The organism is Mycobacterium sp. IDUB_24, assembly GCF_055419385.1.
On record NZ_JBVAXO010000001.1, the window covers coordinates 632958 to 657644 of the forward strand.

Annotated in this window: 26 protein-coding genes; 11 read left to right on the forward strand and 15 right to left on the reverse strand. The window is 66.3% G+C overall.

The features are described from left to right. Window positions 1-11: 11 nt before the first annotated feature. Window positions 12-728 carry an SDR family NAD(P)-dependent oxidoreductase gene (locus tag ACZYZF_RS03110; RefSeq protein WP_463743573.1) on the forward strand — a complete coding sequence of 239 codons (717 nt, stop codon included), beginning with the start codon at window positions 12-14 and terminating at the stop codon, window positions 726-728. A 240-nt stretch (window positions 729-968) separates the two neighbouring features. Beyond that, on the forward strand, window positions 969-2120 hold the full coding sequence (locus tag ACZYZF_RS03115) for an MCE family protein (protein ID WP_463744164.1): 1152 nt from the start codon (window positions 969-971) through the stop codon (window positions 2118-2120). 6 nt (window positions 2121-2126) lie between these two features. Here ACZYZF_RS03115 and ACZYZF_RS03120 read toward each other — a convergent pair whose 3' ends face one another. Then, a complete protein-coding gene (locus ACZYZF_RS03120; protein WP_463743572.1) occupies window positions 2127-2531 on the reverse strand; it encodes a DUF1761 domain-containing protein in 405 nt (134 codons plus the stop codon). A 76-nt stretch (window positions 2532-2607) separates the two neighbouring features. Between ACZYZF_RS03120 and ACZYZF_RS03125 the strand changes: the two genes are divergently transcribed. Continuing rightward, a complete protein-coding gene (locus tag ACZYZF_RS03125; protein WP_463834475.1) occupies window positions 2608-3258 on the forward strand; it encodes a winged helix-turn-helix transcriptional regulator in 651 nt (216 codons plus the stop codon). Here the strand turns inward: ACZYZF_RS03125 and ACZYZF_RS03130 are convergent. The 3 genes from ACZYZF_RS03130 to ACZYZF_RS03140 form a co-directional block, all read right to left on the reverse strand. After that, window positions 3255-4181, reverse strand: a complete 927-nt coding sequence (locus tag ACZYZF_RS03130; RefSeq protein WP_463743570.1) for a DMT family transporter — start codon at window positions 4179-4181, stop codon at window positions 3255-3257. The genes ACZYZF_RS03125 and ACZYZF_RS03130 overlap by 4 nt on opposite strands. Window positions 4182-4294: 113 nt before the next feature. Next, window positions 4295-4603 (reverse strand): hypothetical protein, encoded by a 309-nt coding sequence (locus ACZYZF_RS03135; protein ID WP_463743569.1) that lies wholly within the window; start codon window positions 4601-4603, stop codon window positions 4295-4297. 129 nt (window positions 4604-4732) lie between these two features. Continuing rightward, complete coding sequence (locus ACZYZF_RS03140; RefSeq protein WP_463743568.1) at window positions 4733-5440, reverse strand: histidine phosphatase family protein; 708 nt, start codon at window positions 5438-5440, stop codon at window positions 4733-4735. A gap of 107 nt (window positions 5441-5547) precedes the next feature. On the opposite strand from ACZYZF_RS03140, the gene ACZYZF_RS03145 reads away from it, so the two are divergent. Both ACZYZF_RS03145 and ACZYZF_RS03150 read left to right on the forward strand, forming a co-directional pair. Continuing rightward, window positions 5548-6129, forward strand: coding sequence for an O-methyltransferase (locus tag ACZYZF_RS03145; RefSeq protein WP_463744163.1), 582 nt, complete (start codon window positions 5548-5550; stop codon window positions 6127-6129). Between the two features lie 27 nt (window positions 6130-6156). Then, window positions 6157-6975, forward strand: a complete 819-nt coding sequence (locus ACZYZF_RS03150; RefSeq protein WP_463743567.1) for a DUF2127 domain-containing protein — start codon at window positions 6157-6159, stop codon at window positions 6973-6975. Here the strand turns inward: ACZYZF_RS03150 and ACZYZF_RS03155 are convergent. Further along, on the reverse strand, window positions 6884-7756 hold the full coding sequence (locus ACZYZF_RS03155; RefSeq protein WP_463743566.1) for an AraC family transcriptional regulator: 873 nt from the start codon (window positions 7754-7756) through the stop codon (window positions 6884-6886). The genes ACZYZF_RS03150 and ACZYZF_RS03155 overlap by 92 nt on opposite strands. A 25-nt stretch (window positions 7757-7781) precedes the next feature. Here ACZYZF_RS03155 and ACZYZF_RS03160 point away from each other — a divergent pair, with 25 nt between their 5' ends. Further along, window positions 7782-9044: an amidohydrolase family protein gene (locus ACZYZF_RS03160; RefSeq protein ID WP_463744162.1), complete on the forward strand. Its 1263-nt coding sequence runs from the start codon at window positions 7782-7784 to the stop codon at window positions 9042-9044. Window positions 9045-9055: 11 nt separating this feature from the next. Here the strand turns inward: ACZYZF_RS03160 and ACZYZF_RS03165 are convergent, their stop codons facing one another. From ACZYZF_RS03165 to ACZYZF_RS03190, 6 genes are all read right to left on the reverse strand, one after another. After that, window positions 9056-9478 (reverse strand): hypothetical protein, encoded by a 423-nt coding sequence (locus tag ACZYZF_RS03165; protein WP_463743565.1) that lies wholly within the window; start codon window positions 9476-9478, stop codon window positions 9056-9058. A gap of 65 nt (window positions 9479-9543) precedes the next feature. Next, window positions 9544-10752, reverse strand: a complete 1209-nt coding sequence (locus ACZYZF_RS03170; RefSeq protein ID WP_463743564.1) for a cytochrome P450 — start codon at window positions 10750-10752, stop codon at window positions 9544-9546. Between the two features lie 129 nt (window positions 10753-10881). Further along, entirely contained in the window at window positions 10882-12264 is a 1383-nt protein-coding gene (locus ACZYZF_RS03175; RefSeq protein WP_463834477.1) for a hypothetical protein, read from the reverse strand. A gap of 101 nt (window positions 12265-12365) precedes the next feature. Next, window positions 12366-14111 carry an ABC transporter ATP-binding protein gene (locus tag ACZYZF_RS03180; protein WP_463834478.1) on the reverse strand — a complete coding sequence of 582 codons (1746 nt, stop codon included), beginning with the start codon at window positions 14109-14111 and terminating at the stop codon, window positions 12366-12368. Continuing rightward, window positions 14108-16681, reverse strand: a complete 2574-nt coding sequence (locus tag ACZYZF_RS03185) for an ABC transporter ATP-binding protein/permease (protein WP_463834479.1) — start codon at window positions 16679-16681, stop codon at window positions 14108-14110. The genes ACZYZF_RS03180 and ACZYZF_RS03185 overlap by 4 nt, the downstream gene beginning before the upstream one ends. Further along, window positions 16681-17394, reverse strand: a complete 714-nt coding sequence (locus tag ACZYZF_RS03190; RefSeq protein WP_463834480.1) for a TetR/AcrR family transcriptional regulator — start codon at window positions 17392-17394, stop codon at window positions 16681-16683. The genes ACZYZF_RS03185 and ACZYZF_RS03190 overlap by 1 nt, the downstream gene beginning before the upstream one ends. Window positions 17395-17496: 102 nt before the next feature. On the opposite strand from ACZYZF_RS03190, the gene ACZYZF_RS03195 reads away from it, so the two are divergent. Together ACZYZF_RS03195 and ACZYZF_RS03200 are read left to right on the forward strand one after the other, a co-directional pair. Then, entirely contained in the window at window positions 17497-18129 is a 633-nt protein-coding gene (locus ACZYZF_RS03195) for a TetR/AcrR family transcriptional regulator (protein WP_463834481.1), read from the forward strand. Continuing rightward, a complete protein-coding gene (locus ACZYZF_RS03200; protein WP_463834482.1) occupies window positions 18126-18791 on the forward strand; it encodes an enoyl-CoA hydratase-related protein in 666 nt (221 codons plus the stop codon). Before ACZYZF_RS03195 ends, ACZYZF_RS03200 begins: the two co-directional genes overlap by 4 nt. Here ACZYZF_RS03200 and ACZYZF_RS03205 read toward each other — a convergent pair. Together ACZYZF_RS03205 and ACZYZF_RS03210 are read right to left on the reverse strand one after the other, a co-directional pair. Continuing rightward, window positions 18788-19690, reverse strand: a complete 903-nt coding sequence (locus ACZYZF_RS03205) for an SDR family NAD(P)-dependent oxidoreductase (RefSeq protein WP_463743557.1) — start codon at window positions 19688-19690, stop codon at window positions 18788-18790. The genes ACZYZF_RS03200 and ACZYZF_RS03205 overlap by 4 nt on opposite strands. Beyond that, window positions 19687-20343, reverse strand: coding sequence for a TetR/AcrR family transcriptional regulator (locus tag ACZYZF_RS03210; protein ID WP_463834484.1), 657 nt, complete (start codon window positions 20341-20343; stop codon window positions 19687-19689). Before ACZYZF_RS03210 ends, ACZYZF_RS03205 begins: the two co-directional genes overlap by 4 nt. Window positions 20344-20443: 100 nt before the next feature. On the opposite strand from ACZYZF_RS03210, the gene ACZYZF_RS03215 reads away from it, so the two are divergent. The 3 genes from ACZYZF_RS03215 to mhpA are packed head-to-tail and all read left to right on the forward strand — an operon-like array spanning window position 20444 to window position 23966. Then, window positions 20444-21520, forward strand: a complete 1077-nt coding sequence (locus ACZYZF_RS03215) for a VOC family protein (protein WP_463834486.1) — start codon at window positions 20444-20446, stop codon at window positions 21518-21520. Then, window positions 21517-22455: a fumarylacetoacetate hydrolase family protein gene (locus ACZYZF_RS03220; protein WP_463834488.1), complete on the forward strand. Its 939-nt coding sequence runs from the start codon at window positions 21517-21519 to the stop codon at window positions 22453-22455. The genes ACZYZF_RS03215 and ACZYZF_RS03220 overlap by 4 nt, the downstream gene beginning before the upstream one ends. Continuing rightward, window positions 22425-23966 (forward strand): bifunctional 3-(3-hydroxy-phenyl)propionate/3-hydroxycinnamic acid hydroxylase MhpA, encoded by a 1542-nt coding sequence (mhpA, locus tag ACZYZF_RS03225; RefSeq protein WP_463834490.1) that lies wholly within the window; start codon window positions 22425-22427, stop codon window positions 23964-23966. Before ACZYZF_RS03220 ends, mhpA begins: the two co-directional genes overlap by 31 nt. On the opposite strand, the gene ACZYZF_RS03230 is transcribed toward mhpA, so the two are convergent. Both ACZYZF_RS03230 and ACZYZF_RS03235 read right to left on the reverse strand, forming a co-directional pair. Continuing rightward, entirely contained in the window at window positions 23917-24195 is a 279-nt protein-coding gene (locus ACZYZF_RS03230; RefSeq protein ID WP_463834492.1) for a hypothetical protein, read from the reverse strand. The genes mhpA and ACZYZF_RS03230 overlap by 50 nt on opposite strands. A 78-nt stretch (window positions 24196-24273) precedes the next feature. Then, complete coding sequence (locus tag ACZYZF_RS03235) at window positions 24274-24684, reverse strand: Zn-ribbon domain-containing OB-fold protein (RefSeq protein WP_463834493.1); 411 nt, start codon at window positions 24682-24684, stop codon at window positions 24274-24276. Window positions 24685-24687: the final 3 nt, after the last annotated feature.

A 24687-nucleotide genomic window follows, 5' to 3' on the forward strand; every position in this document is an offset into this window, starting at 1 on the left:
AAGGACGAGGCATGACCACCCCGCAACAGAAAACAGCACTGGTGACCGGAGGCGCATCCGGAATCGGCAAGGCGATCGCCGACCGCCTCGCCGCCGACGGATACCGGGTCGCCACCCTCGACCTCAACTCGACTGACGACGAGCACTCCTACGCCGCCGATGTCACCGACCGGGCCCAGGTCGACGCGGTGTTCAAGGCGGTCCGTGAGCAGCTGGGCCCCGTCACGATCCTGGTGAACTCGGCCGGTCTCAGCGATTTCACGCCGTTCACCGACCTCACCTTCGAGCGTTGGCAGAAGGTCGTCGACGTCAATCTCAACGGCGTCTTCCACGTCGTGCAGGCCGCGTTGCCCGACATGATCGCCGCGGGCTGGGGCCGCATCGTCAACATCTCCTCGTCGAGCACGCACTCCGGTGTCCCGTACATGTCCGATTATGTGGCCGCCAAGTCCGCCGTCAACGGGCTGACCAAGTCTCTGGCACTGGAATTCGGTCCGGCCGGGGTCACGGTGAACGCCGTCCCGCCGGGTTTCATCGACACGCCGATGCTGCGCGCCGCCGAATCCCGTGGCGAGCTAGGCGACATCCAGAACACCATCGACGCCACCCCGGTCCGGCGGATAGGGCGACCGGAGGACATTGCAGCAACGTGTTCATTCCTCATCTCGGAGGAGGCCGGCTACATCACCGGCCAGGTCGTCGGGGTGAATGGCGGCAGAAATACCTGATCAGCGCTTACGCTGTGACGGGGGTCTCCCAGAGTTGGCAATTTGATGTTCGCCGCACTGGGCGGCTTGTAGTTGCAGTTGTCTCTAGTTGTTTGCGAAAGTTTGCTCACTTACTAGCTGGCTGCGTCAATACGTCGGAGGTTTGCCGTGGCCTCATCCACCGCGACGGTGCGGGACCGCTTCCAACAGCGGTTCAAGCACTGGCGGTACGACCCACCGTATAAGTCCGCGTGCGCGGGCATGGTCATCCTCGTGGTCGCGGTGTTGGTGCTGACGTGGATGCAGTTCCGCGGGGTTTTCGAGGAAAAAACGCAGCTCACGGTGTTGTCCAACCGGTCTGGCCTGTCGATGGACCCGGGCTCGAAGGTCACCTTCAACGGGGTGCCCATCGGCCGGTTGACCGCCGTGGACGTAGCGGAGGTCGACGGCGACCAGCAGGCCCGACTGACCGTGGACGTCAAGCCCAAATACCTCAGGCTGATCCCCGAGAATGTGACCGCCGAACTCAAGGCCACCACGGTGTTCGGCAACAAGTACATCTCGTTCGTCGCGCCCGACAATCCGTCGCCACAGCGGATTTCCCCGGACACGCCGATCCGGGCCGAGGGCGTGACGACGGAGTTCAACACACTGTTCGAGACGATCACCGCGATCTCCGAGCAGATCGACCCGATCAAACTCAACGAAACCCTGACCGCGACCGCGCAGGCGCTCGACGGTCTGGGTGACAAGTTCGGCCAGTCGATCGTCAACGGCAACGACATCCTGTCCGACCTCAACCCGCGCATGCCCCAGATCCGGCGCGACATCTCGGGTCTGGCCGATCTGGGCGAGGTCTACGCCAACGCCGCCCCGGACCTGTTCGACGGCCTGACCAACGCCGTCACCACCGCCCGCACCCTCAACGAGCAGCGCGGCAACCTCGACCAGGCCCTCGTGGCCGCGGTCGGCTTCGGCAACACCGGCGGCGACATCTTCGAGCGCGGCGGCCCCTACCTGGTCCGCGGCGCACAGGACCTCCTGCCGGTCAGTGCGATGCTCGACCGCAACAGCCCGGCGCTGTATTGCATGATCCACAACTACGCCCTGGCCGCCCCCAAGTTCGCCCAGCAGACCCGAAACGGCTATGGATTCGAGCTACAGGACTTCCTCGTCGGTGCGCCCAATGCGTGGGTGTATCCGGACAACCTGCCGCGGGTGAATGCCACCGGTGGGCCCGAAGGCCGGCCCGGCTGCTGGCAGCCGGTCACCAAGGACCTGTGGCCGGCCCCGTATCTGGTGATGGACATCGGTGCCTCGATCGCGCCCTACAACCACTTCGAACTCGGCCAGCCGCTGGTGTCCGAGTACGTGTGGGGACGCCAGATCGGCGAGCACACGATCAACCCCTAGCCGTCGCTAGAAAAGACCGATCACCAAGCTCATCGCGAGAAAGAGCGTGAGCTGATACGCGGTATTGATCGCCGTCAACTTCGGCGGCTTGAGTTCGAATGCGTTGTGCTGAAAAAGCGTCGTCGCCGAGAACGCCAGCCATGCTGCGAACCCGACGACGAGTGCCAGCCAGACCGAGTGGATCCCGGTTGCCGAAACCGTCACCGCGATCGCGGCAGCGAGCCCTACCGCAGTGACTGCGTTGGCAATCAACAGCTGGACCATGTTCCGCTTGCTTGCCGCCTTGGACTGCTCCGGGGTGATGCCGGTCAGATTCCACCAGACCTCGACGAACAGCTTCCCGTACCAGACACCGGCAACCACCATGCCCGCCATCAGGGCGAGCACGACGCTGAGCCAATTGATTTGCATGTCAAGGCATCCTGACTGTCGGTTGACTGAAGTACACCTTGCGGCGAAACGCTGGTAGTTTATAAAATCAATCGCGATGGATGAAGTCAAGCGTTCTACTTCACGTTCTTACGGCCAGTTCTGCGCGCTGGCAAGGGCGCTCGACGTCGTCGGCGACCGCTGGAACCTGCTGATCGTGCGAGAACTGCTGCCCGGCCCCCTGCGATACGGCGAACTGAGAAGCTCGCTCGCAGGAATCGCCACGAACCTGCTCGCCGAGCGGCTGAGGAGCCTCGAAGGCAACGGGATTCTTGAACGCCGCCTGGAAGAGTCGGGGGTCGTCTATGCGCTCACGCGATGGGGCTCCGAACTACGCGAACCGATGGAGGCACTGGGCCGGTGGGGCGCCCCGCTCGTGGCGTCAGGCCGCGGCGACGATTCTTTCCATCCCCGCTGGCTCGTCCTCGCGATCCCCGCGCTGCTCCAGGGCGCGACGGCGAATCCGCCTGTTTCCATCGGCCTCGAGGTCGATGGTTTCCTCATCAATCTCCGCATCGATCAAACCGGTCCTCACGCCAGCGCCGGCCCCGATCCGCGTCCGCACACGATCTTGAGCGCATCGGCAGACACCGTGGTCACTCTCGCAGCCGGCACAATCACAGTCGATCAGGCGATCAACACGGGGCACCTGCAGGGCCGTGCCACAGACCTGCGCAAAGCGTTCCGGCGAAACGCGCCGAAAACCTAGCGGTCCTCGCCGGCCGTCTGGATGCGCGGCACGGCAGCCTTGCCTTCGAGTTCGGCCTCGAGCTTCTCCTCGTAGGCGCCCTCGTCACGGCCCAGTGCGATGGTGGCTGCGGCCATCGCTCCGACCGCCACGGACAGGGCCACCGGTTCCCAGCCCGTGATCGACAGGTGCTCGCCCAGGACGACTGAGCCGAGCACGACTGCCACCACGGGCTCGAGCACCAGCATGGTCGGCACCGAGGTCTGCAGCGATCCGGCGTGAAATGCCGACTGCTGAAGCAGCGTCGCGACCACTCCGAGCGCCACCACCAGGTACAGGGCCGGCGTGGTCAGCACGGCGAGCACGCCGTCCACGGCGATCGTGTGCATCACGATCTTGGTCAGCACGGCGACCACGCCGAACATCACGCCCACCGCAAGTGCCAAGAGCACCGCGCGGCGCCAATTGGTGCTCCGCGTGGCTGCCAGGACGCACAGGCCGACGGCCGCTGCGCACACGATGACGACGGTGACCGTGGTGGCCACAGATACCCCATAAGTCCCGGTGCTGGCCCTGGCCAGCGCGACGAACACGGTCAACGCCCCGGTCAGTAGCAGGGCCCAGGCCCATTCGGCGCGGCTGACCTTCCGGTGGGCCAGTCGGGCGCTCAAGGGGAGTGCGAACAACAACGCCGACACGAGCACCGGCTGGACGAGTAGCAGCGAGCCGAACCCGAGCGCCAACGCCTGGAACACGTACCCGGCCACAGCCGACGCGGTTCCCGCCCACCACAACCTGCGGCGCAGCAGGGTGCGCAGCATGACCGTGCTGACGCCCTTCCCTGGCGGAACGTCCATGGTGGCGCGCTGTCGCACCACGATGCCGACAGCCGCGAAAACTGCTGCGCACAGGGCGAACAGCACCGCAAGACTGTTGCCGAGCAAGCCTCGTCAACCCCTCCCGGGCCGATGTGTCGACCCCTCCAGAGGGAGAAGGCCAGTGCCCTCCAACCGTAGAGCGCCGACGGTTGTCGCGCCGCCCGGGGTTGGACCGGGAGCTAGACGACCTGCAGATGCCGTTTCGGGGGCTCGTCGGAGGTGCCGACGGATCCGGTGAACGGGGCGTCGGGGGCGGACTGCGGTTCGGGGGCGATCTTGTCGTTGACGCTGGCCACCGCGTGGTCGACGCGGTCAACCGCGGTGTCGCACAGGTCGCGGACCCGGCCGCTGGCGGTCTCGACCTCGTCGGCAGCACTACGCAGGTAGGCCCTGAGGTTGACCCGGAGCCGCTCGCCGGCCCTGCGCGCCCGCAGTCGGACCCGGTCGTCGACCTCGACGGTCACGTATGGCAACAACCGAAACCTCATAGCCCCGCTCCCATCTCCGCTTGCCTTGGCTCACAGTATCCGCGCCCGGGCGTGGTGCCACCCAGACGTGACCGGCGCCGCATTCCGCCAGTTTATGGCCGGCGGATCACTTTTGCTCCTGGCCGGCAGCTAGCTTCCGGCCCCGTCCCAGTCGGTCAGCGTCCAACCGTCGGTCGGGTTGCCTTTGATGACGACGTAGCCGGTGTTGTCGAGCGGGTGCTGCATCAGCAGTTGAGGATCGGGATTGCGGACGTTCATCTGGACCCACAACATGATCGCGGCACCGTGCGAGTACGCGACGGGATCGTCGTCGCCGCTGTCGTAGATCTGTTGCACCGCCTCGTCGAAGCGAGCGTCGAACTCGTTGCCGTCGGTCGATCCGGGTATCCGGGCGTTCCGGTCGCCACGCAACCACTGTTCCGGCGCGGCGAAATAGGTCTCCACGGCGCTCGCCTCAGGTTGCCCCTCATAGATGCCGGCCTCGATCTCGTGGAGTCCGGGCAGCACGGTGACCGGCTCGTGAAGCGTGTCGGCCATGGGCTGGGCGGTCTGCTGGGTCCGGATCATCGTGGAGGCGAAGATTCCGTCGTAATGGTGCGGCGCCAGGCGCTGCGCACTGGCGACGGCTTGTTGCCGACCCAGATCGGTGAGCGGCGGCCCCGGTGTGGAGCTGTCGATCAGGCCTGAGGCATTGCCCGCGGACTGGGCGTGACGGACGAAGGTCAGGGTGATGGAGCGGTAGCCACCTGCGGCCGCCACCGGCGCCACCAGTGTGGCGAGGACGAGGACGATTGCGGCGGACAGCGGGAGTGCTCGTAGTTTTCGCACACCGGCCATAATTCACCCTCGGGCGTAGCTTCGTTAGCGTGACTACCCTCAACGATGACAAGGTCGCCGGCGCGCTGGACCGGATGTACGCCGCGGCCGACGAGCAGTTCAAGAAGATGCGCGAGGACGGGTCGCGCCGGTTCGCCGATCTGTCGAATGCCAGCGCACAGGAACGTGCGGATGCGCTCAGCGACATATACATGCCGGTGACCCGGGAGGCCGGCCGGTTGTTGTACTCCCTGGTTCGGGCCACCCGGCCCGCGATCGTGGTCGAGTTCGGGATGTCGTTCGGGCTCTCGGCGCTGCACCTGGCATCGGCGGTGCGCGACAACGGATCTGGGCAGGTGTTCACCACCGAACTGAGTGCCACGAAGATCGCCGCGGCCAAGAAGACGTTCGCCGAAACCGGTCTCGACGATGTGATCACCGTGCTCGACGGCGATGCGTTGGAGACGCTGAAGTCGGTGACGGGCGACATCGGCTTCGTCCTGCTCGACGGCTGGAAGGAGCTCTACCTGCCGGTGGTCGAACTCCTGGAGCCGCAGCTCACGACGGGCGCGCTGCTGGTCGCGGACAACACGTCGATGGCCGACACCGAGCCCTATCTCGACCATGTCCGCGAGCCCGCCAACGGGTATGTCAGCGTGAACTTCCTGGCCCGCGACAGCGACAGCATGGAGCTCAGCTGCCGCACCTAGCCGGTTCGGCAGCGCTACGGTGCTGGCATGGTGGATTTCGCCCTGCGGTCGTGCGGGCTGCGCGGGCACGCGACATTCGCCCCCGATGAACCGGAACTGCGCGTCCGGTTGCGCGTAGACACCCCCGTCGGTGAGGCGTGGCGTTGCCTGCGGTGCGAGACGTTTGTCGTCGGGCCTCCTCGCGGTCACGGGCCTGCCGACACCGCACCGGAGATCCCCCGCGGCCGGCTCCTGCGAGACCGCACCATCATGCGACTGCTCGCCGCCGAGCGTGCGGTCCGCGGCATCGTCTTCGTGCTGCTGGCGGTGGGCATCCTGAAAGTCCGTGCGTCACGCAGTCAGCTACAGGACGCGTTCGAGAAGGACATCCCGCTGATGCGGCCGCTGGCCGATCAAATCGGTTGGAACATAGACGATTCCAAGATCGTGCGGCACATCGGCGAGGCGTTCACCTTGTCGTCGACCACCCTGCTGTGGATCGCCGCCGGGGTGGCCGCCTATGCCCTCATCGAGTTCACCGAAGCCGTGGGGCTGTGGCTCATGAAACGGTGGGGCGAGTACTTCGCGGTCATCGCCACCGGCGTCTTCCTGCCGCTGGAAATCTATGAGCTCACCGAGAAGGTGACCGTACTACGCGTCGGCGCGCTGACGATCAACCTGGCCGCGGTGATCTGGTTGCTCTGGAGCAAAAGGCTTTTCGGAATCAACGGCGGCGGCGAGGCCTACCGCGCCGAGCATCACACCGAGAGCCTGCTCAGTGTCGAGCGGGCCGGGCTGGCTGCTCCAGATGCTCCTCACGTGCGCGGTACCGATACGCCGACGGAGTCTCACCACAGAACTGACTGAAGCAACGGGTGAACGAGCTGAGGTTCTCGAATCCCACGGCCGTGGCGGTCGCCTGGACCGACTGGTCAGGCCCGGCCAGCAGCGCCATCGCCCGCAGCATCCGTGCATGTAGAAGGTATGTGCGCCAAGAGATTCCGATCGTCTCGGCGAACAATCGGCGCAGCGTCCGCTCGGACACCGCTACGGCCCGGCTGACGTCCTCTGCTGTCACCGAGGCGAGGTGCTCCTTGGTGTAGGCCAGCGCGGCCGCCACGATCGGGTGCTCGGTGGTCGGAAGGCTCAGCGGAGCTTCGTGATCGAGCGCATCGGCGACCAGGTTGGCAAGGGTCCCGAAGAACGTGTCGGATACGTGACCGTCGCCCTCGTCGCCGGGGGGCCGCTCGATCGACCAGCGCAGCGCGTAGACCATCATCTCGCGGATCAACGGAGACACCGCGATGATCCGTGCCCGGTCACCACCGTCGGGGAGGAGTTGGGGGTCGAACATCACCGCAATGGTCTTGACGTCGGGATTCATGACCGCCTGGTGGCGAAGTCCGGCCGGGATCCAGGCGGCCTGCTGCGGTGGGAGCAGGTAGTGCGCGGTCTCGGTTTCCACCTCGACCACCCCGTGCAGGGCGTACTCGATCTGATGCACGTCGTGGAAGTGCCAGCCGGTGATGAGCCCTTCGCCCTCGTAGAGATAGCTCCCTGCCGTTGCTCGTCCGCCTCGGCGCAGATCGATATGCCGAGGTTTGGCCGATTCGGCTAAACCTCTGTCCGAAAGTGCAGAGACGGTCACGCTGTCCGAGAGTACTAGTTGAATGATGCAGACCGACGACCTGATCCTCATCAGCATCGACGACCACGTCGTCGAGCCGCCCGACATGTTCCTCAACCACGTGCCGGCCAAGTTCAAGCCCGAGGCGCCCATCGTGGTGACCGATGACAAGGGCGTCGACCAGTGGATGTATCAGGGACGCCCGCAGGGGGTGTCCGGACTCAACGCCGTGGTGTCCTGGCCGGCCGAGGAATGGGGCCGCGATCCGGCGGGATTCGCCGAGATGCGCCCGGGCGTGTACGACGTGCATGAGCGGGTCCGCGACATGAACCGCAACGGCATCCTGGCCTCGATGTGCTTCCCGACCTTCACCGGGTTCTCCGCCCGGCACCTCAACATGACGCGTGAAGACGTCACACTCGTGATGGTGTCGGCCTACAACGACTGGCACATCGACGAGTGGGCGGGCAGCTATCCGGACCGGTTCATCCCCATCGCGATCCTGCCGACGTGGACTCCCGACGGGATGTGCGCCGAGATCCGCCGCGTGGCCGCCAAGGGCTGCCGCGCGGTCACGATGCCCGAACTGCCACACCTCGAGGGTCTGCCGAGTTACCACGACGAGGACTACTGGGGCCCGGTCTTCCGGACGCTCTCGGAGGAGAACGTGGTGATGTGCCTGCACATCGGCACTGGCTTCGGCGCGATCAGCATGGCGCCCAACGCCCCCATCGACAACCTCATCATCCTGGCCACCCAGGTCTCGGCGATGTGCGCCCAGGACCTGCTGTGGGGACCGGCGATGCGTAACTACCCCGACCTCAAGTTCGCCTTCTCCGAGGGCGGAATCGGTTGGATCCCCTTCTATCTCGATCGCAGCGACCGGCACTACACGAACCAGAAGTGGCTGCGCCGCGACTTCGGCAACAAGCTGCCCTCGGATGTGTTCCGCGAGCATTCACTGGCCTGCTACGTGACCGACAAGACCTCGCTGAAGCTGCGCCACGAGATCGGCATCGACAACATCGCCTGGGAGTGCGACTACCCGCACAGCGACTGCTTCTGGCCCGATGCTCCGGAGCAGGTGCTGGCCGAGTTGAATGCCGCCGGCGCAAGCGATTCCGACATCAACAAGATCACCTGGGAGAACTCGGCGCGCTTCTTCGGCTGGGACCCGTTCAAGTTGACCCCCCGAAATCAGGCGACCGTCGGTGCACTGCGCGCCCAGGCCACCGATGTCGACACCTCGATCCGCCCGCGCGCAGAGTGGGCACGCATCTACGAGCAGAAGCAGCTCTCCAAGGCCTGACCGCCGTTGGCTCAGGCGCGCAGGGTGACGCCGCTGACTCCGGCGTTCATCGACGTGAACGCCTCGGCGGCGGCCACCTCTTCGACAGCGAGGTGAGCGGCGGCAAACGCCTGGGCCTTGAACGCCCGCGCGGCTGCACTCAGGTTGTGGCCGAATATGTGGCCCTGGTCGGGGGATTCACCCCAGACCAGGGCCTCTACCCAACCGGCCGGGAGTTGTCGATCATCGCCGGACATCGCGCGGGCATACGCATCGGCGGCCATGACCAGGACACACCGTTCCTCGTCCCCGAGGTCCGGTGACGTCACCGCATCGACCAACTCCGCGCCGAGGATCTGCACCGGCCGTACGTCGCCTTCGTGCGAAAGCTGCACGCTCACCCGCCAACCACTCATCATCCGGTCGACCATCAGTCCGCCGGCATTGACGGCCATTTCAGCCACATCTCGAGCCACCACATGCATGCGGTAAGTCACGGTGCCGCAGGGCTTTTCGCCCTTCATCGCAGTACCCGCACCGGGACGTGGGCCCATCCCGCGACGTTCTGCATACTCACTCGCTCGCAGCGGTCCCAGGCCACCTCGTAACGGGGCATGAAGTCCAGGAGCTTGTCCAGAGCGATGTTGCATTCCAGTCTGGCCAGCGCGGCGCCGAGGCAACTGTGGATCCCGTATCCGAATCCGAGGTTCTGGGCCTGGGTGCGGTCCCGGTCGATGTCGAAGGCGTCGGGGTCCGTCCACGCGTCGGGGTCACGGTTGGCCGAGCCACCGACCAGGAACACGGGCTTACCCTCGGGAATCGTCACACCGTGCAGGTGGATCTCACGTTGCGAGCGCCGCACGTTGTACTGGGCCGGAGCTTCGTAGCGCAGCAGTTCCTCGATCGCGGCGGGGATCTTGCTGCGGTCCGCGACGAGTCGCTGCCACTGATCGGGATGGCGGGCGAACATCACCACGGCCGCACCCACCAGCTTTGTCACCGTCTCCGCGCCGGCACCACCGAGAAGTGTGGCAAAGCCGGCGATTTCGGAATTCCGCAGGCGGGTTACCTCACCGTCCTCGCGTTCGACCTCGGCGGCGATCAGCCGGCTGATCATGTCGTCGCGCGGTTCAGCCTGCCGCTTGCCGATCAGGTCGTAGTACAACAGCCACGATTGAGCCATCGCCTCCATCCCGGATTCCGACATCTCGATCTGACCCGGCTCGCGATGCAACGAAGCATCGATCCACAGCCGCACCTGTTGGCGTGATTCCGCGGGAACCCCGAGCATCGTGGTGATCACCTCGACCGGGAAGTACGCCGAGAAGTCGGACACCACGTCGAATTCCACCGGATCGACGGCCGCGAGGTAGCGGTCGATCTGCTGGGCGACCATGTCCTGCAGCGCGCCGATCGCCCTGGGGGTGAAGACCTTGTTCACCAGGCTGCGCATGTGCCGGTGCTCGGGCGGATCCAGCGAGATGATCATCTTCGCCGGCGCCTTCTGCCCGGTCCGGACCATGGCCAGATCGACGCCGTACGCCGACGAGTAGGTCTCGAAGTCCTTGAACGCCGCCGCCACATCGACGTGCCTCGTCAGCGCGTAGAAGTCGTACTCGGCGCTGTAGTAGACCGGAGCTTCCTCCCGCATGCGCCGATACGTCTCGTACGGGCCGTTGAAGAAATCCGCCGAAAACGGATCGAACACCACCTGCGACGTCGTCAACATGATCTCCCGCCGGATAGGCAATAAACCCGACATCATTCCGGGACGCCCAACTGTAATAGTTACAGTAGGTTCAGTTCAAGTATCCGATCGGCTACCGTGGGAATGCCCCCACACACCGGTACGACGTCGTCACCTGGTCGGCGGCACCAGCGCGGTGAACTCGGCGCTCTGCGGCAGCAGCTGCACAAGCGTTGAACCGGCCGCCCACATGTCGGGCGGATCGGCGATCTGCCACCGCGTCTCGCAGGTATTGGTGTCGACTGCCAGCAATGCCCCGTCACGTTCGAAACGCCCGACCACCACCGTGCCGTCGGAGCCGACGAAGTCCATCGAATCCAGCGGTACCCCGGAACACGTCGAGACTCGGTCTCCGGTCGCCAAGTCGAACTTCTTCCACACCACGTCACTGCCGTGGACCCCGAGGTCGTGGTTGATGAAGAGGTGTTCGCCGATGAATCGGGTCGCTACGGCATTCTCCGTCTTGACCACTGACATCGGGGTGCCGTGATTGTCGAGCACGAGCTGCGCGTCGTCGAGATTGATCGCCAACACCGGCAACTCACCTTCACCGGTGGGCACAGCTGATGCCCCCTGAGGTGGGCGATATTCACCGACCTTGGTGCCCTGCTCGTCGTAGAACCCGAACACCTGGGGGCCACGGCCGCGTTGCTCGTCCACCATGAAGCCGCCGATGACGGGTTCGACGTGCCGGTCGACGTTTTCGGCCAGCACCGCCCCGTCGGCGACGGAGAACACGGTCTCCGGACCGTCAGCGTTCATGGTCGCCGCGACCGTTGCCGGTGGGTCGCCGGGGAATCGGCTCTGGTCAAACGTGGACAGCAGGTCACCGTCGCCCGCCACCGACCACGTCAGCTGTCCCTGGTCGCCGATACCGTGCGCGCCCACACCACCTTCCAACGCGACCGCATAGTTGCCCACCTGCTTGACTTCGAGCGCTTCCGCGCCTTCCTGTGGTGAACGCAGTCCGGTCGGAACGTGCGCGATGATTGCACCTGCGTCACTGTCGACCACCCACACATCGTCGCGGTCATCGCTCAACTGATCGTTCACACACACGAGCCGTCGCGGGCCGTTGAGAAAGCAGTCCGCTGATCGGGCATCGGGGATCTCCACCGGAGGAAAGAGCGTCGTACCGTTGGAGACATCGGTGCCCAGCACCGCGGTTTTCCTCAGTCCCTTTGTGCGGACAAGGTACTCGACAGTGAAGTAAGCGCGGTCGCCGTCGTTGCCGATGTATTCGGCATTCATCCTGACCGGTTCCGAAAGGAGCTTGTTGAGATCCACCCGCCACCCTGGCACCGGCTCCGATTGCAGCGAGGGCAACAACCTCTGGCCTGGCACACCGACCTTGCCGGGGTACGTGACCGGATCGAGTTCAACCGCGGACGGAAAAGGGAACCAACAGCCGCTGAGGAGGCCTGCGATGCCGACGAACGTCGCCGGCCACCACTTCCGGCAGCGCCCACCGGATTCCGCTTCCGACTCACGCACGCGATACCCCCCAAATTTCGTCGGCCCGGACAACGGCGACATTAGCAATGGTGGGAGGGCAGCCCGGACACCAATTTGAGCTCAGGGACAGCGCAGTTCGGTCAGTGGGTGAGCTGCCAGTCGGCAGCCTCGCGCTGCTGATTCCAGAACTCGTCAAACCGGCCGCGCACGGCCAGCAGTTCGTCGATGCTGCCGTCCTCGACAACCTTTCCGCCGTCGAGGAACAGCACGCGGTCCGCGTGCCGGATGCTGGCCAGCCGGTGCGCGACGATCACCCGGGTCCGGGACCGCTCATCGGCGGTCAGAGCGTCGACCACCGCGGCCTCGTTCTCGGTGTCCAGCGCACTCGTCGCCTCGTCCACCAGCAGCACCGGCGCCGGTTTGACCAGGGCGCGAGCGATGCTCACGCGCTGACGCTCGCCGCCCGACAGTGCACTTCCGGCTTCACCGACCAAGGCGTCGTCGCCATCTGGCAACCGCGCCGTCAACTCGTCCACGCGAGCCAACCGTGCCGCGGTGGCGAGCTGCACGGGGTCGGCACCAGGATCACCGACCAGGATGTTGTCCCGGATGGACCCGTCGAAAAGATAGGGATGCTGGAACACCACACTCGTTGCTGCCCTGCGGGTTTCGGCATCCATCTGGGCGGTGTCGACACCGTCGATCAACACCCGTCCCGAGCTCGGGTGGTGCAGCCCGGCGATGAGGGACAGGATGGTGCTCTTTCCCGACCCGGACGGGCCGACGATCGCGGTGGTGCCGCCGGGCTCCAGTACGAAGCTGACATCCTGCAACACCGGGGTGCTCCCGTAACCGAAGGTGACGCCGTCAAATTCGATGCGGGGCGCGGCGTTCCCGGACAGTGTGGCGGTGCCGGTGGCCATCACCGGGGCGTCGAGCACGGCGCGGATCCGGCCGAGCGTGGCCCGGGTGGATTCGATCGCCGGGGCGAGCTCCGACAGTGAGGTGAACGGCTCGAGGTAGCGGGCGGCGACGACGATCATCGCGATCGCCTCGGGCACGCCGAGTGAGCCGCGCACCGTCAGGGCGGTGGCCATCCCGGCCAGGATCAGCAGGGCGAGCTGGCTGGCCAGGCTGAACAGCAGCTGCCCGGGCACCTGCATCAGCAGCAGCCGCATGCTCGCCCCGTGCTGGGCGGCCAGCGCATCGCCGACCATGCTGCGGGCCGGCTCCACGCGCCGGGCGGCGCGCAGCGCCTGCTGGGTACGGGCGAATTCGATGATGCGCTCGGTGAACGCCCGGTTGGTCTCGTCGGCCACCGCATCGGCCTTGCGGCTCAGCCGGCCCGAGGCCCAGAAGGCGCCGAGCAGGACCACGACACCGGCCAGTGCGGCCAGTCCCAACGGGACCGAGATCAACAGCAGCGCAAGCGCAATGGCTGCGGGCAGCAGGATCGCCCCGATCAACGGGGTCAGGAGGTTGACCACCATTCCGACCAGCTCCGGTCCGGTGGCCGCGATGGCCTGGCGCGCATTGGCGGTGTTCGCTCCGCCTTGCGCGCTCTGGCCACTCAGCCAGTCCATCCGAATGCTGGGCAGCCGGTCGGCCACATCGTGCTGCGTGTGGTCGAGCAGCGCGAATCCGAGGTCGAATCCCAGCCGCGAGGTCGCGGTGTCGATGATCCAGCCGACGACGGTCGCGGCAGTCAGCCAGCCCAGCCAGGGCAACGCCTCACGCGGCGCATCGCTGAACAATGCTGCCACCAATGGGATCAGCAGGACCGTGCCTGCCGCGCGGATCACCACCGAGGCCAGGGTGAGCGTGGCGTAGATGCCTACTCGGGCCCGGCGGTCCGTCGGGATGAGGTTGATCAGGGTGCGGATCATCGTGCCTCTCCTGCGGTGACGGCATCGCCGGGGCGCAACGACTGGCCGGTCTGCCAGAGCTGGTGGTAGCGCCCACCGGCGGCCAGCAGTTCTCCGTGGGTCCCGGTTTCGGCGATGCGCCCGCCGTCGAGCACCACGATCTGGTCGGCGTGGGTGATGGTGTGCAGCCGGTGCGCGATCACCAGGACCGTGCGGTCCTTGGTGAGCCGGTTGAGTGCCTGCTGCACAAGGTATTCCGACTCGGGGTCGGCGAAGGCCGTGGCCTCGTCGAGGATCAGCACCGGGGTGTCGGCCAGGATGGCCCTGGCGATGGTGAGCCGCTGCCGTTCACCGCCGGACAAGGCCGACGCGGCGCCAAGCACCGTCTGGTAGCCGTCGGGCAACCGCAGTATGCGTTCGTGGATCTGAGCGTCGCGCGCGGCCTGTTCGATCCGTTCTTGATCGGCTTCGGGGTCGGCCAGGGCGATGTTCTCGGCGACGGTGCCGGCCACCAGCTGGGTCTCCTGCAGCACGAATCCGACCTGCCGGTACAGCTCGTCAGCCGCGAATGATCGAATATCCCTGCCGTCCAGCATGATCGAACCCGAGTCGACGTCGTGGAAGCGGGCCAGCAGAGCGGCGAGGGTGGATTTACCGGAGCCCGACGGGCCGACCAGCGCGGTCACCGTGCCCTGGCGCAAGGTCAGCGACACGTCCTGGATCACCGGGACGCTCGGCCGGTAGCCGAAGGTCACGCGGTCGAACATCACGGCACCCCGCTGACCGGCCCCACCTGCGTCCTCCCGGACCGCGAGGTCCGCCTCGTCGAGCGCGTTCTGGATGCGCCGGGCGGCCAGCATGCCGCCGCGGATTCCGCCCAGCCCGTAGCCCACTCCCAGCAGCCGAACCCCGAATGTGGTGCCCAGCAACAGGAACGGCAGCAGGTCGACGGGGTCCATCGAGCCGCCGATGATCATCGGGGTGCCGACGGCGGCGATCAACCACAGGAAGGTGCTGGGCCGCGTCACCAGGTCCATCAACGACTTCTTGCCGGTGAAGGGACGCTGCCAGCCGACCAGGAAGCCGATGTACTCGTCCAGTCGGCGCCGGAAGCTCGACGATGCCGCACCGCCGAACACCCGGACCACGGGCTGGCCTTCCAGGTAGGCGCCTGCCTCGCCGCTCATGCGGTCGGCCCAGCGTTGTGCCTGGCCGATCTTGGCTCCGGACTGGATGGTCATCACCGACATCAGCACCAGATAGGTGAGCACCGGGATGAACAGCACCAGCGCCAGCCGCCAGTCGACGGTGAACAGGTACACCAGCACGGCCACCGGCGCGATCACCGCGGCGACGGCATCGGGAATGGCGTGGGTGACCAGGTAGTGCAGCGACAGGGTGTCGTCCTGCACCAGTTGCTTGATGGAACCCGACCCGCGCGCAGTGAACCAGCCCAGCGGCAGCCGCGCCATCTTGGTCAACAATCGGGTCCGCAGTTCACGGGCGAACCGGGCGTCGAGGCGGTGCAGCCACAGGGTCAGGCCGGCACCCAGCAGCGCGCCCAGGCCCAGCAGCCAGACGGCGGTCAAACCCAGTGTCCACAACCGGGATTCCTCGGCCCCGGCCAGTAACAGCCGAGCCAATTCGACCAGCAGGACAAACGGGGCGAGCTGGATCAGGGTGATGAGCGCCTGCAAGACACCCGACACGATCAACGGGGTTTTCAGCGGGGACAGCAGGCGCCCGGCGCCCTGTGCCCGCCAGGTGCCGCGTGCGGGCGCTGCGGGCGCGGGGGCGGGCTCGGCCACCGCGGCTTCAGAGTCGGTCGCGGTGCCCGGCTCGGCTTCGGTGCGATCGGTGCCCATCGCCCGGCCCTCGGTCCAGTAGGCCTGGGGATGCAGTTCGGACTTGGGAAAGCCGAACTCGTCCCGCAGCCTGGTGCGTAGATGCTTGAGCGAGCCGGCCTCCGGCGTCACCCAGCAGTACCAGTCCGACCAGTCCCGGGCCTCGATGGCGGCGGCCAGTGACGTCGTATCGTGACGCTTGACCCAGTGGACCCGCCGTCGCGGATGCTCGGCGATCGGGATGAGCAGGTCGTTCTCGTCGTGCTCCTCTAGATAGACCTCGATCGGAATGTCATGCGGCAGAACGCCGATGATGCCGTTGATGGCCGGCGTGGCCGCCGCATCACCGATCAACAGGTATCCGGCAGGCAGATCCTCGGGCACGGTGAATCCCGTCGAGCCCAGGGCCATCACCGGGATGGTGTCGCCCGGCTTGGCGGTCCTGGCCCACTTCGACGCCGGGCCAGACGGTTCGTGCAGCACCACGTCGACCGCGAAATGCCCGGTGGCGGGATCCATTTCGGACATGGTGTAGCCCCGCTGGAACTCGGTTTTCGAGCCGTCAGGGTCTGGAACCCAGAATCTCAGGTACGACGTCGGCTCGGCGACGGCGTCCTCGAACACGGTCGGTGACACCATGCGCAGGCGCAGCATGTTCGGCGTCAGGTAGGTGGTCTCGACCACGGTGGCCTGGTGATCGCGCGCGCCGAAGCCGCGCATCATCACTCCTTGAAATCCGCGTGCCATCAGCGGTCCTCTCCTGTGGCGGTCAGCTCCGCCACGATGTCGGTGATCGGCCTGCCGGGGACAACGGACGTCAGCAGTCCCCGGATCAGCGCATTCATCAGAAGTTCCAGGTATTGCGGGCCACTCAGTTGCATGCCCGCGGTGTGCACCGGACCCAGCGCGGCGTCGCCTGCCAGCCGCTCGGCGGCGGCGTCCCGTTCCAGGACGAACCCGTCGTCGCCGCCGCTGGCCTCGGCCTTGAGCTCGTGCTGGGCGGCCAGCCCGATGGCCAGCACGGCCACCGAACTGCTCAGCAGCGCTGCGCCCTCGGCGGTATAGCCACGCCGGCCCAATGCGGCGATCTCGTCGGAGAGCAACCGGGCGCCGGCTTCGCCGCGCGGGAACAGCACCTGCATGTAGGCAGCCAGGCCGGGGTGACCGAGTGCGTAGCGGTGCAGGTTCACCCCGAAGGCCAGGAGATGGTCTTGAGCGGATCGGGTTGGATCATCGGCGAGCTCAAGCTCGGCGAGCAGGCTCTCCCCGACCAGGCGTTCCAACTCCCAGCGGCCGCTGATGTGGCGATACAGCGCGGTCGCGGACACCCCCAGACGGGCGGCCACCGCGTTGATGCTCAGGTTGCGCATGCCGAGGTCGCGGCCCGCGGAGACGATGTCGGGCACCGCGATGAGCGGCGGACGTCCGCCTACTCGCGCGGGGACACCGGATCCGGCCACGACCACCTCCACAGGAAAGTTACCCCCACAAACTAAGGGTCACCTTAGTGATCGTCAACCGCCCGCTCAATAACAGAGCAGCTGCTCTGTTATTGTTGCGCTGTGCCACGCCCTCGCGTCTACGACCCAGATGCGGTCCTCGATGCCACCGAAGCCCTCGCGGTGCGCTCGGGACCGGCATCGGTGACCATCCGCGCCATCAGCGACGCGGTCGGGCTGTCCAATGGCGCGCTGTACCACTCCTTCGGCTCGCGGGCTGGCCTGCTCGGCCAGGTCTGGCTCCGTGCCGGACGGCGGTTCCTGATGCTGCAACGTGAACTGGTCGAGGCGGCGCATCGCGGTGCCGACGCGATCGCTGCCGCCGCCTACGCACCGGTGATCTTCGCCGAACGGCACCCGGCCTCGGCGCGACTCCTGCTACAGGTCCGACGCGAGCAGGTACTCGGCGACGACCTACCCGCAGATTTGGCCGAGCAGGCGCAGGAGTTGGAAAAACAGTTGGTGGACTTGATGATCGAACTCGCCATGGCTACCTGGGATCGGCGTGACCGGGCTGCGGTGGACACCGTGACGACGTGCATCATCGACCTGCCGACCGCCATCCTGCTGCACCGCAACCGCCTCGCCGACCCGACCGCCCGGGCCCATCTCAATGCAGCCGTGGCGGCCGTACTGGCGGTGGGCCCCGCCCCGAAACACGTCCAGAAACAGCCCCTCAAGAAAGGAATCTCATGACCCCCACCCTGGATTACGACGGCGACATCGCCATCCTTGACCTGGGCGACGACGAGAACCGGTTCTCCCCCGAGTTCCTCGATACGGTCGACGCACACCTCGACGCCGTCCTGACCAAGGGCGCGCACGGCCTGGTCACCACCGCCGACAGCAAGTTCTATTCCAACGGCCTCGATCTGGATTGGCTCGGCGCCCACAGCGATCAAGGCGATTGGTACGTCGGCCGGGTGCAAGGCCTGTTGGCGCGGATGCTGACGCTGCCGATCCCGACGGCTGCCGCGGTCGTGGGACACGCGTTCGGCGCCGGCGCGATGCTCGCCATCGCCCACGACTTCCGGGTGATGCGAGACGACCGCGGCTTCTTCTGTTTCCCCGAGGTCGACATCCGGATCCCGTTCACTCCGGGAATGGCCGCGCTGATCCAGGCCAAGCTGACCCCGCAGGCAGCGATGGCGTCCATGACCACGGGCCGCCGGTTCGGCGGGGTCGATGCCAAGGCCTACGCACTGGTCGACGCCACCGCGCCCGAGGGTTCGGTGACCACGGCGGCCACCGACCTGCTGCGCCCGTTGAGCGGCAAGGACTCTGGCACCCTCGGCGCCATCAAGCAGGGCATGTTCGGCCCTGCGGTGCAGGCCCTGACCGCCCCCTCCGCGGGCTAGACGGGGACCGTCGTCCCCGTCTCCCGCTCGGCGAATTCGACCACACCTGCGGCGATTTCGTAGTCACAGGCCACCGCAGACCGCCCGATCAGCACCGGCCCGCCGCGCAATCCGAATCTGCCGTCGACGCCGACGTAGCTGCCGGGTGGAATCGGCTCGCTCAGGCAGTACAGCGTGGGGGCGGCTCCCGCGTCGATGTCGTTGGCGAACACGTCGGCCACCGCCTTGACCCCGCGCTGTACCACCGACATCAGTGGCTTGTCAGAGACGTTCGGCAGGTTGGAAGCAACCCAACCCGGGTGGGTCAGTTGAGTGATGATGGGCGACTTGGCTACTCGCAGTCTCCGGTCCAGCTCGAGTCCCCACAGCATCACCGCGAGCTTGGACCGAGCGTAGGCGCCCATCACCGTCCACTTGTTGCGGCGCAGGTGCAGATCGTCCAGCTGCAGTGTGGCGGACCGGTGCGCGTCCGAGCCGACGTTGATGATCTGCGAGCCAATTCGGTCGAACAACAGATTCGTCAACGCAAACGGGCCGAGCAGGTTTGTGCCGATGGTCATCTCGAAACCGTCGACCGTGTCGGTCCGATGCTGCGTGAGCGCGCCGGCGTTGTTGATCAGGACGTCGACGTCACCGTCCAGCCGCCCCGGAAAGGCGCGCACCGATGAGAGGTCGGCAAGGTCGAGTTCGATCACCTCGGTGGATCCGCCGATCTCCGCCGAACGTTGCGCGCCCAGCGCGGTGTTGCGTACAGCAAGGATCACGTGGGCGCCAGCGCGCGCCAGCGCCTTGGCCGTACCGAGGCCGACACCGTTGGTCGCCCCGGTCACGATGATGCGTTTGCCGGTGAGATCGCCGAGCCGGCTGGGCGTCCACCTGAGGTTTCCTTGAGTCGTCACATCGGTGACAGTAGTGACGCGTCGAGATCGGGCAGCGGCCTGCCGCAGATCTCCTTCGCTTCCGAGGCATCCATGCCGAGCATCCGCAGCACATCCTCGGTGACCTTGTCGGCAGCCGCGGCGTCGTCGCGGTCGGGTTGATCGCGAAGCAGCCGGCCCAGACCCATCAGCGCGCCCGCCGCGACTGCCAGCGCCAGGTCGGGGTCGTCCACCGCGAACCGCCCGGCGCGCGCGCCGGCCTCGATGTCGCGCCGGGCCCTCGGCGCCAGGCCCCGATCGGATGCCAGCAATTGCAGCCCGTTGGCGAGCATGATCTGGCTTTCCTGCGGACGCCGGCGGAACATCCGTCCGGTCAGCCGGAAACTGCCGGCGAAGACTTCGGCCGGGTCGTCGATTTCTTCGGTGAGCCGGTCCATCAGTGCGCCGTGGGCATCGAGCACGTCGGCGACGGCCGCATCGAACAGCTGTTCCTTGCTGTCGAAGTGGTTGTAGAACGAGCCCATTCCGACATCTGCCGCCTGGGTGATCTCCAGCACCGGTGCATTCAGCTTCCCGGCTGCGATGAACGACTGCGCGGCGCCGATCAATGCCGCTCGGGTGCGCTGCTTGCGCCGCTCGAGTCGCCTCGGTTGTTCCTCGCCACTCACGGTCACCCAGGCTAACAGGCCACATTCAGTTCTGATGGTTTCGTCAAATCTTATTGACTGATGGTTGCGTCGTATGTGACGATTTCGTCAGCTAAAGGAGAGAGCGATGCAGGAGCACCCCGGCCGGGCACCCAACCCGGTGATCAAAGTCCACGACCTCGCCTGGCTCGAATTCGAGAAGCCCGATCTGGTCAAGGCCGAGGCTTTCGCCCGTGCCTTCGGGTTCGGCATCGCCGCACGCGCACCGACCGAACTGCAGTTGCGCGGCACCGACCCGGGTCCGCCCTGTGTTCTTGCTCGGCCGGGTTCCCGCTCACGCTTCACCGCGGTGGCATTCACCGCGGCCGACGAACGCGACGTGCACACGCTGGCACAGCACACGGGCGCTCCGGTCCGGCCACTGCCCGAATCGCTCGGCGGCATCGCGGTCGAGCTGTCCGATCCAACCGGCCTTCCGGTGCGCGTGGTGACCGGAACCCACCAACTCGGACGGTTGAGAACCCAGGAACCGCTGCCGCTCAACTTCGGTCACGACGTCCCGCGCATCAACGCCACCCAGCGCCCGCCTCGGGTCCCCGCCACAGTGCAGCGCCTCGGACATCTGGTACTCCAGAGCACGCGCTACCGCGAAACTCTTGACTGGTATCTGGAACATCTCGGACTGATCGTCAGCGATTTCCTGTACTTCCCCGGACAACGCGAGCGGGGCCCCACGATGAGCTTCATCCGTTGTGACCGCGGCACGACGCCCACCGACCATCACACCCTGGCGCTCGCGCTCGGACCCGCAAACCGCTACGTGCACTCAGCCTTTCAGGTGTGCGACCTCGACGCACTCGCCGCGGGCGGTCAGCACCTTACGGACCGCGGCTACCGGCGGTCATGGGGTATCGGTCGCCACATCCAGGGCAGTCAGCTGTTCGACTACTGGCGCGATCCGGACGGATTCCTCGTCGAACACTTCACGGACGGCGACATGTTCGACTGCACGGCAACACCCGAATGGTCCCCGTTCACCGCGTCCGGGCTGGCCCAGTGGGGCCCACCGGTCACCCGGGACTTCCTCGGTATCGGCCCCAGATCGATTCCCGGCGAAGCGCGTTCGATGTTCAGCGCGCTGCGTTCCGCCAACGAGTTCGACCTCAACCGCCTGCTCGGCCTGATGAAAGTTGCCCAGTCATGACACTTTCCGTCCTTCGCACCGCTGAATCCTGGTGGCTGCATACATCTTCGGGTGCGGCCAGGATCGCCACGCCGGCCACCACCACAGCCGGGCTGCTGGCCGACCGCGAAGCCGTGCGCGCGGCGGCGTCCGGCACCGAGACCGTCCCCGTGGACTCGTTGGACCTGGTGTCTCCGATCACCAGGCCCTGCCGGGTCGTGGCTCAGATGACCAATTACGCCTCACATGTCCGGGATTCCGGGATGGACCCGGACAACGTTCCGCTGACGTTCTTTCGCAAGTCGTCGGCCTCGATCACGGGCCCGCACGGCGACATCGTCAAACCGGCTCACGTGCGGCTGCTCGACTACGAGGTGGAGATCGGACTGGTGATCGGGCGGGAGATCCCGGCCGGCACCGTCGTTTCCGCAGACCGTCTCGCGGATTACATCGCCGGGCTGGTGGTCACCAACGACGTGTCAGCCCGCGACGTCCAGTTGCCGCAGACACAGTTCTACGAAGCCAAGTCCTACCCGAGCTTCACTCCGACCGGACCCGCGCTTGTCCTGCTCGACGGCGACGAGCTCGCCCGGTTCGGCGAGCTGAGGCTGCGGCTTCGGGTCAACGGTGAAGTCCGTCAGGACATGCTGGTCGACGGCGACATGCTGTACCGACCCGCGCAGGCATTGCAGTCCCTGGCCCGGTTCCAGGACATGGCCGTCGGCGATCTCATCCTCACCGGCACCCCGGCGGGCACGGCGTTGAGCGCGCCTCCCAAGCCGATCGAGATGATCGGCGCGCTGCTTCCGCCGGCGGTGAAGTGGAAGGCATTCTTCAAACGCCAGGCCAACAACCCGCGCTACCTGCACCAGGGTGACGTGGTCGAGGCTTCGATCTCCACCGACGACGGCGTGATCGACCTCGGATGCCAACGCAACACCGTGCGGTTCGAGTGACCTCGGTCGTCATCGTCGGTGCCGGACCGACCGGCGTCATGGCCGCAACACTGTTGGCCCGATACGGAGTCGACTGCCTGGTGCTCGATCGCTGGCCCGGGGTTTACCGGCAGCCACGTGCCGTACACCTCGACGATGAGATCTACCGCGTCCTGGCTGATCTCGGTCTCTCCGAACAGTTCGCGGCGATCTCCCGACCCGCAGCTGGGTTGCAGCTGCTCGACGCTGACCTGCAGGTGCTGGCCCGATTCACTCGTGAGCCCGTCGGCAGGCACGGTTTCCCTCAAGCCAACATGTTCGACCAACCCCAGCTCGAGGACCTGCTTCGCACGAATCTGGCGCAGTATCCCCAGGTTCGGTTGCGGGGCAACGTCGAGGTCACCGGTTTCACCCGGCTGGGCCAGGACCGCATTCAGGTGACATTCGTCGACCGCACCACCACGGCCATCGAACATGTCGAGGCCGACTACCTGCTCGGCTGCGACGGGGCCAACAGTGTGATCCGTCGGACGCTCGGTGTGGCGATGACCGACATGCACTTCGAGCAACGCTGGTTGGTTGCCGACCTACGGAGCACCGTCGACCTCAGGCAGTGGGACGGGGTGCACCAGGTGTGCAACCCGGATCGTGCCGCGACCTACATGCGAATCGGGGACGACCGCTATCGCTGGGAGTTCCGGCTCCTGCCGAACGAATCGACCGCAGATTACGCGACACTCGACACGCTTCGGCCGCTGATAGCGCCATGGGTGGGTGCCGCCGGCGACATCGAGTTGGTACGGGTAGCCGAGTACACGTTCCGGGCGGCGATCGCCGAGCGCTGGCGCGCCGGAAATGTGTTCCTGCTCGGGGATGCCGCGCATCTCACACCGCCGTTCATCGGCCAGGGCATGGGTGCAGGTGTGCGGGATGCGGTGAACCTGTGCTGGAAACTGGCTGCGGTGATCGCGGGCGACCTGTCCGAGCACATCCTGGACAGTTACCCGCAGGAACGAATGCCCCATGCCCGCGCCCTGATCCGGCTCGCATTGGCAATGGGATGGGCGATGACCGCCGGCGGTGGGTTCGGCAACGCCGTGCGCCGCGTGCTGCTGCCCGGACTGAGCCAGCTTCCCGCGCTGCGTCTGCGGCTGCTCGATGGAGTCACCCCGCCATTGCGACGGTCAGCGCTCGTACACCGATCGTGGTGTCAGCGGTCGCTCGCGGGCAGGCTTTGCCCTATCACAGTGCAGTCGAAAGGCTTTGCGTTCGTCTCGACGACACCAGTGCCCCCCGCTGCCCACGACGCACTGACCGAACGGGGAACGACGGTCCTCGTGGTCAGAGCCGACAGCGATCTGGGTCGGTGGTTACGCACCGGCCGAGCCACGGCCGCGGTCATCCGGCCCGACGGCACCGTGATGCGATCGGGGACAGATGCCGCAGCGCTCTGCCGGTGGGTGCCGTCGTCAGCGGGGTTGGTCAGCCGCCCCAGCCGCGCTGGCCGTCCCAGCCACCGCAGACGCCGTTGATGCAGCCGTGGCCAAAGCCACCCTGGGCCGGGTTCCAGCCGCCGCAGCCGTTCCAGCCCGGTCCGCTGTCGCAGCCACCACCACCGCCGGCGTCGCCGCCGCCGCTGGGCTGAGCACTGATTGTTGTAGTAGGCGCGTCGGTGAGAAGTGCAGCAGTGGGTCCTGCTGCAATCGCGACTGCCGCTCCCGCTACGAACACTGACCCCATGAGTTTTCGTATGGTTAGCATGACTCCATACTCCTCTCCTGTGAGCCCGCTGCCAAGTAATTTGTGAGGGCGGACACCATCTTTGGAGAAACGCAGAGGTCAGGCGCGTGTGTAGCGAAGCATTGTCACGTCGCACTCCGGGTAGTCACAGAACACCGGACGCACCCGCATCCCGACGCTGACATCTTCGGGCGCGACATCGACCAGCTCGGTGGAGAACCGCGGCCCTTCGTCCCATTCGACGATCGCCAGAATTTGCGGAACGGCATCGGCGAAATGCGGCCCGACGGGCCTGCGCGCCACCGTATACGAGTACAACGTGCCCATCCCGGATATTTCCTGCCATTGCAGGTCATCGGCCAGGGTGCGGGGTGCCAGCACCCGGGGGTAGAACACCCAGGCCTGCGTCGACGGTGAATACTGGATGACGATGCGATGCTGCGCCAACGCATCCCAGAAGGGTTCGCTGGTAGGGGTTTTCACCGGCATGGGCCGGGCGAATCCGGTCATCGA